Consider the following 14,359-nt stretch of genomic DNA (forward strand, 5'->3'; position numbering starts at 1 on the left):
GTCCTTTGTGCGTCCGAATTTAGGCCGGCACCGTGGACACTTCCTGCAGCGCCGCTTCCCTGTTCTTCGCAGCCTGCGCATAACCGGGTTCGATCGCGATGGCACGATCATAGCTTTCCAGCGCCCCATCGTGGCGCCCCAATCGCCGTAAGACATTGCCGCGATTGTTGAGGGCGATGGCGTGGCGGGCATCGAGTGCGATTGCCCGATCGTAGCTTGCGAGTGCCTGATCAAAATTCGAAAGCCGCGCCTGGATATTGCCGCGATTGCAATAGGCCGAGGCAGATGTCGGTTTCGCCTCGATCGCCTTGTCGACGCAGACTGCTGCACCATGCAGATCGCCCTTCTGCAAGAGCAGCAATGCCAGATGCTGCAGAGCATCGAAATGATCCGGCATGACTGAGATCACGTCGCGATAGCCAGCTTCCGCTGCAGCAAGATCGCCAGCCCGATGACGTTCGGCGGCGGCATTGAAATGGATTTCGGGATCACCGGTCAGCCTTGGCCGCTGCGCCGCCTCGATTTTCGCCAGCAATGAGGTGGCTTGTGCATGTTTCTCGTCGACGGCCAGGATCTGCCGACAGCAGAGTTCGGCGGCGGTCGGGTTTCCATTCCTGAAGAAATGTACCCCCTGATGCATGGCGATGCCAAGCGAGCGCGGATCGAGACGGTCGCCTATATTGCGGCCTGACAGCGTGGAGATCTGCAGCTTCTCGACGAGATGATGCTCCGACCCGAGTAGATCCTTATAGCTGTAATTGCCGGTGCCCATGTCGTAGATGCGGTAGCCATTCTCGATCGCCCAGCGCAGATTGTAGCAATGGAGCATGAAGCCGGGGCTGATCGAGCGGCGGAAGGTCAGGTCCCGGCTTCCGAGGAAGCACATCATCGACTTGCGGTGGGGATCCAGGAAGATGATGAAGGTACCAACCGGCTTGTCCTGATGCCAGAGGATCGGCATGAAGACCGTGCCGTGCTCGATGCAGGCCGGCAGCATATGACGGCTGCTGTCGAGAATGAACTTTCCGTAGCGCGGTTGGCGCTCGCCCCATTGCAGGTTCCACATCTCATAGAAGAGCGCGAGGTCACGCTCCATCGTCTCGGCGCTGGCGTGGGTGATGCACAGTTCGTTCTGCGGGGCGACGAGATCGCGCAGCGCTTTTCGCGCATTGCGGCGGGTCTGCGGACCGAGACGCTCATCGAGGAAGGTCTCGAAATCATCGCTGAGCGGCACATAGACATAGACGTCGTGGTCGATATTTTCACCGATCGAGGTGATATGCGCCCGGCGAGCGACCTTCCTTCTTGAAAATTCGGAAGCCGGAAAAGCTTCAAGAAGCGCTCTCAGCCTCTCCTCTGACATATAGACATCGTCAAGGTCGAGATGTTTCCAGTTGAAGGTCTGCAAGCAATCGGCAAAGGCGCTGAGCGCCGCTTCGGCGTCCTCGGGACGTGTCAGGAGGCCGTTGTAGCCGGCATAGGGTGTGCCGCCGAGCCGCAGGATATTGACGAGGCCCTGCCCTTCCTCGAATTCGATATGCAGCTGGATGGGCAGGAAAGCGACGTATCGCTCATCCTCCTCCTGCCGCTTGACTGCGAGAACGAACCACGAGGCGCGTCGCTCCAGCCACTTGGCGATCCAGTGCCAGGAGAGGAAGTAGTTCCCCTCCGGATCGGCAGCGTATACCTCGTTCCAATTATCTTTCAGGGCATGCAGATCATCGAACGCAGAAACAATATCGACATGCATTCCAAGTCTCCCCCAAGACTTCCGGTATTTTAGATTTGCATAAAATTGAATATCCCACAATCTCGTGATCGAAGCGCCGCCGTGTATTCAAGCCTTCGTTAAACTTCGCGTGCTTAACTCGCGTCGTTTTTGTGCATGTGGTGTATTGCGTCATGTCTGTGCGTGTAAGCGTCCTTATCGGGTTGCTGTCGGCAACCGCTCTTGTCCATCCGGCTTTTGCAGCAGACGCGCGCACGCTGCAGATTTTCGTGTCGAAGGATAAGCAGTCGCTGGCCGTCTATGACGGTGCGGAGGTCGTGGCGACCTCCAAGATCTCGAGCGGCAAGGACGGGCACACGACGCCGAGCGGCATCTTCTCCGTCATCGAAAAGCAGAAGTACCACGAATCCAACATTTATTCGAACGCGCCGATGCCCTTCATGCAGCGGCTGACATGGTCCGGCATCGCGCTGCACGAGTCTAATTCCGTGCCGCGCTATCCGGCCTCGCATGGCTGCGTGCGCATGCCGGGCGAATTTGCGAAATCGCTCTACAAGATGACTGAGATGGGCGTGCCCGTCATCATTACCGACAGTGAGCTGACACCAGAGCCGATTGAGCATCCGACCTTGTTCCGCCCCGACCGGCCCGAACCGGCGCCACTGCTATCGGACGTGGAACTGCGGCCTGCCATCAGTGACGCGAAGACGCAGGTGCAGGTCGCCATGAACGAGACGACGGCTGCCCTGCCGATGCCGCAGTTCCAGCTGCAGGCGCCCGCTTCGGATACCGCGCCGATCAGCATGCTGATGACGCGCCGGACGCTGCGTGAAAACGTCATCGATATCCAAACCCTGCTGAACCAGCTCGGCTTTGCCGCGGGCGCACCTGACGGGCTGGCCGGCCCTGCAACCGTTCAGGCCATCAATGCTTTCAAGGCACTGCGGCCAAAGGAATTTGCCCGCGACAAAGGTCTGATCACGGATACTCTCCTTAGGGAAGTTTACGCAGCGGCAGGCAAAGGCGAACCTCCGAATGGGGTCATCATGGTGCGGAAGGATTTCAAGCCGCTCTTCGAGGCCCCCATTGGCATCGCCGATCCAGGCCTTGCTCTCGGCACGCACTTTTTCTCGCTGCATTCAGTCGATGAGGCGGCCGGCACGGCGGATTGGCTGGGCGTAACGCTGGAAAACAACCTGTCCCGCGAGACGGTGAGGCGGCTCGGCATTGTCAATCAGGAAAGCTCCATCATCAGCGGCCGTCCAATCGCCAGAGCGCTCAGCCGCATCTCGATGTCTGAAGAAATCCGTCGCCGGATCGACGCACTGATCTCGCCCGGCTCGACTCTGACAATATCAGATACAGGGGTCGGCTCCGAAACCGGTGACGGCACGGAATTCATCACCATCACGCGCGAGAGCTAAGGCTTACCAAAGCTTCTCACCGGCGCGCTCGTCGTAGCTTCGGCGGGCAGCGATGATCTTCGCCTGGTTCGTCTCTGTCCAGACCACGAGCGCCTTGATCGTGTCATGCAGCGTGCAGCCGAGCTCGGTCAGAGCGTAATCAACCCTTGGCGGAACAATAGGATAGACTGTCCGCTCGATCAGCCCCGGCTTCATGCTCGAGCTGGCGCAATGTCGTCGTCAGCATGCGCTGGCTGATGCCATCGATGCTCTTGCGCAATTCGGTGAAACGCAGGGTGCGTTTTTCGAGCAGGGCAATGACCAGCAGCGACCATTTGTCGGCAATGCGATCGAGGATCTGGCGCACCTCGCACTCCTCCCGCGAATCCCACTGGTGGATATCGTAATCGCGATCGGTGCTGCAGCAGTCACTTGGGCTTCGGCAGAAGCCGCTGCGCGGATGCTTCCCGCCGCCTGCAGGCCGGCTGAAAAACAGCCGACCGGCGCACTGCCGGTCGCTCTTTTCGTTCAGACGAGTTCGACGTCGACGACACCAGGAGCGGCCCGCAAGGCGGCGGCGATCTCCGGCGTGATGCGGTATTTGTCCTGCAGCACGACTTCAACCTCGCGCTTGCCCTCCTCCTTGATCACGATGAAGGAGACCAAGCCATCGCCCTTGGCGTTCAGGTGCGCGGCAACGGCACGCAGCGGGCCGGAGTCGCGCACATAGACACGCAGCGCCTTCTGCATCTGCAGCGATTTTTCCTCCAGCGACTGGATGGTCTGCAGACGCAGGCTGACGCCTTCCGGTCGCTCTTCGCCGATCGCGGTGATAACGAAGGATTTTCCGGGCTCCAGTATGTCACGATACTGGTTCAGCATTTCGGAGAAGAGCACGGCTTCGTACTGGCCGGAGGAATCCGAGAAGACGATGATGCCCATCTTGTTACCGGTGCGTGTCTTGCGCTCCTGCTTCGAAATGACGGTGCCCGCCAGTCGCCCGTTCGCAGCACCCTGCTTCACCGCCGTCGAGAAATCCGCGAAAGTCTGCACGCGCATCTTCTGCAGGATGTTGTTGTAGCTGTCGAGCGGATGGGCGGTCAGGTAGAAGCCCAACACCTGGAATTCCTTGAGCAGCCGCTCGGAGGCAAGCCAGGGCGAGAACGGCGGCAGGGCGATCTTTTCCGGGCCAGAGGAAAGCGCTCCGCCGAAAATATCCGACTGGCCGCTGAGCTTGTTTTCCTGGGCGCGCTGCGCATAGCCGAGCACGCGGTCGAGACCTGCCGAAAGCTGGGCGCGATCCAGGTTGAAGCAATCGAAGGCCCCGGCATAGATCAGGCTTTCCAACACGCGGCGGTTCACCTGGCGCGGATCGATGCGCAGGCAGAAATCCTCAATGCTGGCAAAGGGCTTGTCGCCGCGCATTTCGACGATGTGGTCAACCGCGGATTCGCCAACGCCCTTGAGAGCTGCAAGCGCATAATAGATGCGGTTATCGCCGGTCTCGAAATGCCGGAACGAGGTCTGGACGGAAGGCGCAATGACCTCGATACCGAGGCGCTTAGCATCCTGGCGGAAGTCGTTGACCTTTTCGGTGTTCGACATGTCGAGCGTCATCGAAGCGGCCAGGAACTCGACCGGATAGTGCGCCTTCATATAGGCCGTCTGGTAGGAGACGATGGCGTAGGCGGCCGCGTGCGACTTGTTGAAGCCGTAGTTTGCGAACTTCGCGAGCAGTTCAAAGATATTGTCGGCCTGCGGCTTCGACACGCCGTTCTTGACCGCACCGACGACGAAACGTTCGCGCTGCTGGTCCATTTCGGCCTTGATCTTCTTGCCCATGGCGCGGCGCAGAAGATCGGCTTCGCCAAGCGAGTAGCCCGACAGGACCTGGGCGATCTGCATCACCTGTTCCTGGTAGACGATAACGCCCTGCGTTTCCTTGAGCAGATGATCGATCATCGGGTGGATCGATTCGAGTTCCTCGTCGCCATGCTTGCGGGCGTTGTAGGTCGGGATGTTTTCCATCGGACCCGGACGATAAAGCGCGACCAGCGCGATAATGTCTTCGATGCAGTCCGGCTTCATGCCGATCAGCGCCTTGCGCATGCCCGCACTTTCCACCTGGAACACGCCGACCGTTTCACCGCGCGACAGCATCTCATAGGTCTTCTTGTCGTCGAGCGGGATCTTGGCGAGATCCACCTCGATGCCGCGCTTCTTGCAGAAATCGACGGCGACCTTGAGCACAGTCAGCGTCTTCAGGCCGAGGAAGTCGAACTTCACGAGACCGGCCTGTTCAACCCACTTCATGTTGAACTGAGTGACCGGCATGTCGGAACGCGGATCGCGATACATCGGCACGAGCTTCGACAGCGGGCGGTCGCCGATCACGATACCGGCGGCGTGAGTCGAAGCGTGGCGGTAGAGGCCTTCGATCTTCTGGGCGATATCCAGAAGGCGGGCGACGACCGGCTCCTTGGCCGCCTCTTCCTGGAGCTTCGGCTCTTCCTCGATCGCCTTGGAAAGCGGCGTCGGGTTTGCCGGGTTATTCGGCACCAGTTTGCAGATCTTGTCGACCTGACCGTAGGGCATTTCCAGGACGCGGCCGACGTCGCGCAGTGCGGCGCGCGCCTGGAGCGAACCGAAAGTAATGATCTGCGCCACCTGCTCGCGCCCATATTTACGCTGCACGTAACGGATCACCTCTTCACGGCGGTCCTGGCAGAAGTCGATATCGAAGTCCGGCATCGAGACGCGTTCCGGATTGAGGAAGCGTTCGAAGAGCAGCGAAAAACGCAGCGGATCGACATCAGTGATGGTCAATGCATAGGCGACCAGCGAACCCGCACCCGAACCGCGGCCAGGACCGACGGGAATGTCATTCTGCTTGGCCCACTTGATGAAGTCCGCAACGATCAGGAAGTAGCCGGGGAACTTCATGCGCTCGATGACGCTGAGCTCGAATTCCAGCCGCTCGCGGTAATCCTTCTCCTCGTAACCTGCCGACATGCCGAGCGTGGCCAAACGCATATCGAGCCCCTCCTGTGCCTGGCGGCGGAGTTCGAGCGCCTCGGCGCGTTCGGCCTCTTCAGGATCGTCCGTGGCGCCAGTGAAGCGCGGCAGGATCGGCTTGCGGGTCTTCAGAACGAAGGAGCAGCGCCGGGCGATCTCGACGGTGTTTTCCAATGCCTCCGGGAGATCGGCGAAGAGCTTTTCCATTTCGGCGCGGCTCTTCAGGTAGTGATCCGGAGATAGACGGAATCGGCTGTCGTCGGAAACAATGGCGTTGTGAGCGACCGCCATCAGCGCGTCGTGGGCATCATAATCGTCACGCGTCGGGAAGAAGGCTTCATTGGTCGCGACCAGCGGCAGGTCGTGCTTATAGGCGAGGCCGACAATCTTCTGTTCGTGGCGCTTGTCGTAGGTGCCGTGCCGCTGCAGTTCCACATAGAGCCGATCGCCGAAGATGCGCTTCAGCGTCAGGAGCCGGGTCTCCGCATGCGCGGCATGACCGTCCTTGAGCGGCATGTCGATCGGCCCGGTCGAGGCACCCGTCAACGCTATCAGGCCTTCCGTGCCGATCTCATCCAGCCACGAGGCGCGGATGTGAATTGTCGAGTTGCCCTCGCCGCCGAGATAGGCGCGGCTGACAAGATCGACCAGCCGCTCATAGCCTGCGTCGGTCGCGGACAGAAGTACGATGGAAGGTAGCTTGACCAGCGCCTGCTGACCTCCCCGCTTTTCGGTTTCGAGGCCGTCTTCCATATCGATCGATACCTGGCAGCCGATGATTGGCTGGAGCCCGTCATCCATCGCTTTCTGGGAAAACTCCAGGGCGACGAAGAGATTGTTGGTATCGGTGATGGCAATGGCTGGCTGATTGTCGCTCGCTGCCTTGTAGAGGATCTTTTTGAGAGGCAATGCGCCTTCAAGCAGGGAATAGGCGGAATGAACCCTCAGATGCACGAAGCCTGGCTTTCCGCCGATCGCACCCTGTTCCGCATCCGCCATGACGTGCCCTTCCAACTGCATCAATGAAGAATGCGCATTGTCGGCATCGAAGGCGATTCTGTCCAGAAAAAGTCCTACTTCGGGACCGCATGGCTGCCATGCGATCCCCTGAATTCTTACATTGCCATCACGATCAGCGAGAAGCTGGCAACGAACATTGCGATGGAGGTGAATGCTGCGATATCACGGATCATGTCAGTCATCTGGCTCTCCTTTGCTCTTATGTTTTTAGTTTGTTCGATGTATGTTCCGTTGTCAACAGGATTCCACCCCGCTTCTGCGGGACATGGTTAACATCGGAGCAGAGGGACTATGAACGTTCTGGAACTCAACAGCTTCATTGTCGAAGCCAAATCGCGGACATATGTTGCCGGCGCCAAGGCCCAGCCTTCCTATCGGATCGGCGCCCATGACCTTAGCTACAAGCGCGGCATCTGGCGCTATCTGGACAGCTATTTCGGCGGTACGGATTTTGCCGGTCAGGAAGTCGTGTGGCTGGAGGAAAAACCGGTCTGGGTGATGAACTATTTCGGGCGGATCATCGAGCCCGATATCATCGACGGAACTGTCGCCGGCGCGATCATTAGCGCCGCGCTGTCACAGCTCTACAAGCAGGGCCGCTTCCTCGGCGGCATGGTCTTCGATCATTCGCTGGGGCGCTATGTCGATGCGAGCGAAGGCGACTGCACGCATTTCCGTGGCCACGAATTCATCCTTGTCGATGGTCAAAAGGCCTATGAGCTCGATTATCGCGGCGGGCTGATTATCCCCTGATGATCAGAAATCCACGACCTTGCCGTCGGAGATCGTGACGCGCCGGTCCATGCGCCGGGCAAGCTCGTGGTTGTGTGTGGCGATCAGCGCGGCAAGGCCGGACTGACGCACCAGAGCCTCCAGAGCGTCGAAGACATAGCTCGCGGTTTCCGGGTCGAGATTGCCGGTCGGCTCGTCCGCCAGAAGCAGGCTCGGCGCATTGGCAACGGCGCGCGCAATGGCCACGCGCTGCTGCTCACCGCCGGAAAGCTCGCCTGGGCGATGCGTACCGCGGTGGCCGATGCGCATATAATCCAGAAGCATCTTTGCCCGCTCGCTCGCTTCCTTCCATGAGAGGCCGGCGATGAGCTGCGGCATCATGATGTTCTCCTGCGCCGAGAATTCCGGCAGCAGGTGATGGAACTGATAAACAAAGCCGATCTCGCCGCGGCGGATGGCAGTGCGCTTGTCATCGGAGAGGCCATCACAGGGGCGGCCGTTGACCGTGACTTCTCCGCCATCAGGATGCTCCAGCAGGCCCGCCACATGCAAAAGCGTCGACTTGCCCGTCCCTGACGGTGCAACCAGCGCCACCATCTCACCGCTCGTCAGCGAGAAATCCGCGCCCTTGAGGATGGTCAGCAGCGTTTCGCCCTGTCCGTAATGGCGCTCGACGCCCGAAAGCTTGAGAACGACGTTGCGTTTCATGAATGCGGCATTCCTTGGATTTGGCCTTGGATCATGCATGACCTTGGTCCCGGCCTATTCGTAACGGAGGGCCTGGACGGGGTCGAGGCGGGAGGCGCGCCAGGCGGGGAAGATCGTCGCGATGAAAGAGAGCGTCAGCGCCATGATGACGACAGAAACTGTTTCGCTCACATCCATTTCCGCCGGCAACTGGCTCAGGAAATAGAGCTGCGGATCGAAAAGCACTGTGCCCGATACCCAGGAGAAGAACTGGCGGATGGATTCGATGTTGATGCAGACGAACACGCCGAGCAGCACGCCGGCGATCGTGCCGACGATGCCGATCGCAGCCCCCGTCATAAAGAAGATGCGCATGATGGCGCCGGAGCTTGCGCCCATGGTACGCAGGATCGCGATATCGCTGCCCTTGTCTTTCACCAGCATGATGAGACCGGAGATGATGTTAAGCGCAGCGACGAGCACGATCAGCGTCAGGATCATGAACATCACATTGCGCTCGACCTGCAGGGCGGAGAAGAAGGTCTGGTTGCGCTGGCGCCAGTCGGTGATGGCGATCTGCCGGCCGGCCGCCTCCTCCACCTTGGGCCTCAGATTGTCGATATCATCAGGGTTGTTGACGAAGAGTTCGATCGACTGCACCAGCCCGTCGGCATTGAAATAAAGCTGCGATTCCTCGAGTGGCATATAGATGATCGAGGCATCGTATTCCGACATGCCGATCTCGAAGAGGCCGGAAATTTTGTAGGACTTGATACGCGGATTGACACCCATCGGCGTTACGTCACCCTCCGGTGATGTCAGCGTAATCAGGTCGCCCGCCCGCAGTCCCAGCTGATCGGCCATGCGGCTTCCGACCAGAACGCCGTCGCCCGCGGCAAAACCCACCATATCGCCGGACTTGATGTTATCGGAAACCGTCTTGAGCTTGGTCAGGTCTTCGGCCCGAGTGCCGCGCACGAGCGCGCCAGTGCTGCCGCCCGTCTGCGAAGAGGCCAGCACCTGGCCCTCCACCAATGGCAGCGCCATCTTGATACCGGGCACCGCCTCGAATTTCTTCACGAGGTCCGCATAGTCGGTGAAGGGACCATCGACTGGCTGGATGATCATGTGGCCGTTGATGCCGAGGATGCGGGAGACGAGTTCCGTGCGGAACCCGTTCATCACGGCCATGACTATGATCAGCGTTGCAACACCCAGCATGATGCCGACGAAGGAGAAGCCGGCAATGACCGATATAAAAGCCTCCTTGCGGCGGGCGCGCAGATAACGCCACGCCACCAGACGTTCGAAGGTGGAGAATGGCTTGCCAGCCGGACCCAAGCCGGATTTGGAACTCCGGTCCACTGCTGCCTCTGCCATTTCGCCTCCGTCCTACTTTAAGCCACAAACCTGTTGATCGCCGCCTCGATGGTCATCGTTTCGCGGGCGCCAGTCTTGCGGTTCTTTACTTCCACTTCGCCGTTTGCGACCGCGCGCGGACCGGCGATGATCTGGTACGGCACGCCGATCAGATCGGCGGTCGCAAACTTGGTGCCGGCACGATCGTCCGTGTCGTCATAGAGCACGTCCTTGCCCGCCTTTGTCAGCGCTGCGTAGATCAGTTCGCAGGTGCCGTCACAGGCCTCGTCGCCCGCCTTCATGTTGATGACCACGACATCGAAGGGCGCGACCGACTCCGGCCAGATGATTCCGTTCTCATCATGCGATGCTTCGATGATGGCGGGAACAAGGCGTGTCGGGCCAATACCGTAGGAACCCATGTGAACGAAGTGTTCCTTACCGTCAGGACCCTGCACCTTTGCACCCATCGGCTCGGAATACTTCGTACCGAAGTAGAAAATATGGCCGACCTCGATACCGCGTGCAGAAAGACGCTCGCCTTCCGGAATGGCCTTGAAGGCCGCCTCGTCGTGCATTTCCGAGGTCGCGGCATAAAGCGACGTCCACTTGTCGAAAACTCCCTTCAGGCCTTCGACGCTGTCGAAATCGGTGCTTTCGGCGGGAATGTCGAAATTGACGAAATCCTTGTGGCAGAAGACTTCGGACTCGCCGGTATCAGCCAGAATGATGAATTCATGGCTGAGATTGCCGCCGATCGGGCCGGTATCGGCGCGCATCGGAATGGCGCGCAGGCCGAGGCGATCGAAGGTGCGCAGATAGGCAGCGAACATCTTGTTGTAGGAATGTTCAGCACCTTCGCGTGTCAGGTCGAAGGAATAGGCGTCCTTCATCATGAATTCGCGCGAGCGCATCGTCCCGAAGCGCGGACGGATCTCGTCACGGAACTTCAGCTGGATGTGATAGAGATTGAGGGGCAAGTCCTTGTAGGACTTGACCGAAGACCGGAAAATATCCGTGACCATTTCTTCGTTCGTCGGGCCGTAGAGCATCGGACGGTCCTGGCGGTCCTTGATGCGCAGCATCTCCTTGCCATAGGCGTCGTAACGGCCACTCTCCTGCCAGAGCTCGGCCGACTGCAACGTCGGCATCGAAAGCTCTATGGCGCCTGCACGGTTCTGCTCCTCACGGATGATGTTGTTGACCTTGTCCAGCACCTTCTTGCCGAGCGGCAGCCATGAATAGATACCCTGCGACTGCTGGCGGATCATGCCGGCGCGCAGCATCAGCCGATGGGAGACGATTTCCGCCTCCTTGGGATTTTCCTTAAGGATGGGTACGAAGAAGCGGGACAGACGCATGGCGGATTCCGGTATAGTTGAGACGCCGCTTACCCAAGCGGAATCGACGGTATTTATTAAAGATGGGAGCGTTCATAGCCGCTTCGCGGCAGGAAAGAAACCCGCGACCAGCGCAAGCTAACTCCCGCAGACGCATGTTAGCACCTACAAATTGAGCTGGCGCGAAAAAACGCGTATTTATAAGGGCTTGAAGGTAAATCTTGTCAACAGAAAAATTTTGCGTGACTGTAGCAAAAATGCAAAAAAAGCTGATGACAAAGCACATTCTTTGAGCTAGCTTTAGCCCACAAAACAGGCAGGAAGGTTAAATTCTTGCCGTACTCGCGGTCAAGTCTTGGGAGGATCAGATCTTAGGCGCGCTTGTCGCTGCCCCGGTAACGGTTAAGGATCACGCGATACTTAAAACAAGGCTTTTAGCCTTGTTTTTTTTTGCTTTTTCGGTTCCCAACAGACCCGAAAACCAGTCTCATCTTTCGTTAGGTAAATCTGCTTTCCGTTACGCAAGGTCATTGCCTCATTTGCATGACATGCGTGTGACAGTTTCGCGGTACCTTTACATCTGCTCAAAGATTGAGCAAAAGTCATTTCTAATAGAAGCTAGGCCCTATTTGCGGAAGTGCATCGAAGCCGAAACCGAAATAGGTCGAGCAGATGTACCAGATACCGTAGATGGCGCCGGAGATGAACGTCGTCAGCGAGAAGACGAAAAGCGGGCGGAAACGGGTCGGCGCGCTCGGCACGGTCCCCAGCACAACATCATTATCCTCCGCCTGCGTACGAAGACCGATCGGCAGGACAGCGAAAAGCGTGATCCACCAGATGATAAAATAGACTGCGAATCCTTGGAGGAAGGCCTGAAACATCGTGGTCTCGTCGGTATGGCGCCTTGGCGCTTCGTTTCGCGTGCTTATAAGCGGGAATGACCGCCAATTCAAAGGCTACGGATAATTTAGGTCACTCTGCCGCAGTGCGATCAGGCCTGTTCCAGCTCAATGAGCGTTCCGAAGAAGTCCTTCGGGTGGAGAAAGAGCACCGGCTTGCCGTGAGCGCCGATCTTCGGCTCACCATTGCCAAGCACCCTCGCCCCTGATGCCGTCAACCTGTCGCGCGCGACCAGAATATCGTCGACCTCGTAGCAGATATGATGCATGCCGCCGGACGGGTTCTTCTCGAGGAAGGCCGCAATCGGCGAGGCTTCACCGAGCGGCTCCAGCAGTTCCACCTTGGTATTCGGCAGTTCCACGAAGACGACCGTCACGCCATGCTCCGGCAAAGCTTGCGGCTCGGAGACCGCGGCGCCCAGCGTGTCGCGATAGCTTACAGCCGCAGCAGTCAGATCAGGCACGGCGATGGCGATATGGTTCACCCGGCTAAGCATCACTCAGACCCTGGTGATGAAAACGGTGACGACCGGCTTCTTGCTCCACGCGTTGTTGGCGGCGGAGCGAACGGCGCGGCGCAGGGCCTCCTGTACCATGTCGATATCCTTGCGGCGGGCGCGTGGAATGCTCTCGAACGCGCCAATCGCGGCATCGAACAGCATATCCTCCATATCCTCGCCTTCGTCATCATAGGCCGGCAGGCCGATCGCCACGAGATCGGGCTCCCCTATGATGTCGTAGCGGTTATCCAGCACAATGCTGACGGCGACATGACCGACATAAGCGAGCTTCTTGCGCTCGCCGATGCCCATTTCGTCAAAGTCACCGATCAGTGACCCGTCCTTGTAGATGCGACCGTGCGGCGCTTCATCGATCACCTCGACCGGTCCCGGCGCCAGCCTCAGCACATCCCCGTTGCGCACGCGCGGTACGGTCGGAATACCCGATTGTTCGGCAAGCTCCTTGTGCGCCGTCAGGTGCGTTGCCTCGCCATGCACCGGCACGACGACCTTCGGCCGCGTCCACTCGTACATCTTCTGCAGTTCGTTGCGACGCGGATGGCCGGAGACATGCACCAGCGCCTCCGTGTCGGTAATGATATGAACCCCCTGCTCGACGAGGCCATTCTTGATGTCCTGAATCGCCTTCTCGTTACCGGGGATGGCACGCGAGGAGAAGACTACGATATCGCCGGCGGCAAAGGCTACGTTGCGCATCTCATCGCGGGAAAGCTTGGCAAGGGCAGCGCGCGGCTCGCCCTGGCTGCCGGTGAGAATGACGACGACTTTGTCACGCGGGATGAAACCATAATCCTCTTCGGAGATGAACGGCTTTATGCCTTCCATCAGGCCGATATCCTGAGCGACGTCACATACCCGCTTGAGCGAGCTTCCCAGCAGCAGCACTTCGCGACCCGCAGCTTCGGCGGCTTCGGCGACAGTGCGGATACGGCCGACATTGGAGGAGAAGGTGGTGATCGCCACGCGACCTTCGGCATCTTCGATAATCTTGCGCAGGCTCTCCGAGACATCCTTTTCCGAGGGCGACACGCCGTCGCGCAGCGCATTAGTGGAATCGCAGAGAAGCGCCAGCACGCCTTCATCACCGAGCTGACGGAAACGGGTCTCGTCCGTCAGCGGCCCGAGCGACGGCTCGTGATCGATCTTCCAGTCGCCGGTGTGGATGACATTGCCGAGCGGTGTGCGGATCATCAGCGACATCGGCTCGGGGATAGAATGGTTGACGGCAACGCCCTCAATGCTGAAGGGCCCGGCATTGATCCTATCACCGGCTTTGAAAATGGTCACCGGCACTTCACCGATCGCATCCTTCTCGAAATTGCGCTTGGCTTCCAGGAGCCCAGCCGTGAAAGGTGAGGCGTAGACCGGCACATTGAGGCCCGGCCAGAGGTCGGCGAGCGCGCCGTAATGGTCCTCATGAGCGTGAGTGATGATGATCGCCTTGAGGTTCTTGCGCTCATTGGCAAGGAAACGGATGTCGGGCAGGACGAGATCCACACCCGGCAGATCCGGCCCCGGAAAGGTGACGCCGCAATCTACCATGATCCACTGGCGATGATCCGCCGGGCCGTAGCCGTACAGCGCGAGATTCATACCAATCTCGCCGACGCCGCCCAGGGGCAGAAATACCAGTTCGTCCTGTTTCGCCATA

General features: G+C 59.0%; 12 protein-coding genes. 2 read left to right on the plus strand and 10 right to left on the minus strand.

Annotated elements, in window-relative coordinates; translation table 11 throughout:
• Positions 1-19: 19 nt before the first annotated feature.
• On the minus strand, positions 20-1,750 hold the full coding sequence (locus FHT92_RS01815; RefSeq protein ID WP_183822145.1) for a GNAT family N-acetyltransferase: 1,731 nt from the start codon (positions 1,748-1,750) through the stop codon (positions 20-22).
• A gap of 152 nt (positions 1,751-1,902) precedes the next feature.
• Between FHT92_RS01815 and FHT92_RS01820 the strand changes: the two genes are divergently transcribed.
• A complete protein-coding gene (locus tag FHT92_RS01820) occupies positions 1,903-3,153 on the plus strand; it encodes a L,D-transpeptidase family protein (protein ID WP_183743850.1) in 1,251 nt (416 codons plus the stop codon).
• 3 nt (positions 3,154-3,156) lie between these two features.
• Here the strand turns inward: FHT92_RS01820 and FHT92_RS29805 are convergent, their stop codons facing one another.
• The 3 genes from FHT92_RS29805 to dnaE all read right to left on the minus strand — a co-directional run bounded on the left by FHT92_RS29805 (position 3,157) and on the right by dnaE (position 7,146).
• Complete coding sequence (locus FHT92_RS29805) at positions 3,157-3,348, minus strand: winged helix-turn-helix transcriptional regulator (protein ID WP_409527128.1); 192 nt, start codon at positions 3,346-3,348, stop codon at positions 3,157-3,159.
• Entirely contained in the window at positions 3,293-3,499 is a 207-nt protein-coding gene (locus FHT92_RS29810) for a winged helix-turn-helix transcriptional regulator (protein ID WP_409527129.1), read from the minus strand. The genes FHT92_RS29805 and FHT92_RS29810 overlap by 56 nt, the downstream gene beginning before the upstream one ends.
• Positions 3,500-3,660: 161 nt before the next feature.
• Positions 3,661-7,146, minus strand: a complete 3,486-nt coding sequence (dnaE, locus tag FHT92_RS01830; protein ID WP_183822147.1) for a DNA polymerase III subunit alpha — start codon at positions 7,144-7,146, stop codon at positions 3,661-3,663.
• Positions 7,147-7,458: 312 nt separating this feature from the next.
• Here dnaE and FHT92_RS01835 point away from each other — a divergent pair, with 312 nt between their 5' ends.
• Positions 7,459-7,920: a DUF5680 domain-containing protein gene (locus FHT92_RS01835; RefSeq protein ID WP_183822149.1), complete on the plus strand. Its 462-nt coding sequence runs from the start codon at positions 7,459-7,461 to the stop codon at positions 7,918-7,920.
• A gap of 3 nt (positions 7,921-7,923) precedes the next feature.
• Here FHT92_RS01835 and FHT92_RS01840 read toward each other — a convergent pair whose 3' ends face one another.
• From FHT92_RS01840 to FHT92_RS01865, 6 genes are all read right to left on the minus strand, one after another.
• Positions 7,924-8,607, minus strand: a complete 684-nt coding sequence (locus tag FHT92_RS01840; RefSeq protein ID WP_183730168.1) for an ABC transporter ATP-binding protein — start codon at positions 8,605-8,607, stop codon at positions 7,924-7,926.
• 54 nt (positions 8,608-8,661) lie between these two features.
• Positions 8,662-9,966 (minus strand): lipoprotein-releasing ABC transporter permease subunit, encoded by a 1,305-nt coding sequence (locus FHT92_RS01845; RefSeq protein ID WP_183743856.1) that lies wholly within the window; start codon positions 9,964-9,966, stop codon positions 8,662-8,664.
• Positions 9,967-9,983: 17 nt separating this feature from the next.
• Positions 9,984-11,306 (minus strand): proline--tRNA ligase, encoded by a 1,323-nt coding sequence (proS, locus tag FHT92_RS01850; protein WP_183822151.1) that lies wholly within the window; start codon positions 11,304-11,306, stop codon positions 9,984-9,986.
• A gap of 587 nt (positions 11,307-11,893) precedes the next feature.
• Positions 11,894-12,169 (minus strand): DUF1467 family protein, encoded by a 276-nt coding sequence (locus tag FHT92_RS01855; RefSeq protein WP_183743859.1) that lies wholly within the window; start codon positions 12,167-12,169, stop codon positions 11,894-11,896.
• 110 nt (positions 12,170-12,279) lie between these two features.
• Entirely contained in the window at positions 12,280-12,684 is a 405-nt protein-coding gene (gene mce, locus FHT92_RS01860) for a methylmalonyl-CoA epimerase (protein WP_183822152.1), read from the minus strand.
• A gap of 3 nt (positions 12,685-12,687) precedes the next feature.
• Positions 12,688-14,358 (minus strand): ribonuclease J, encoded by a 1,671-nt coding sequence (locus FHT92_RS01865; RefSeq protein ID WP_183822154.1) that lies wholly within the window; start codon positions 14,356-14,358, stop codon positions 12,688-12,690.
• Between the last annotated feature and the right edge of the window lies 1 nt (position 14,359).

This window comes from Rhizobium sp. BK377 (genome assembly GCF_014193935.1).
Classification (GTDB): Bacteria; Pseudomonadota; Alphaproteobacteria; order Rhizobiales; family Rhizobiaceae; genus Rhizobium.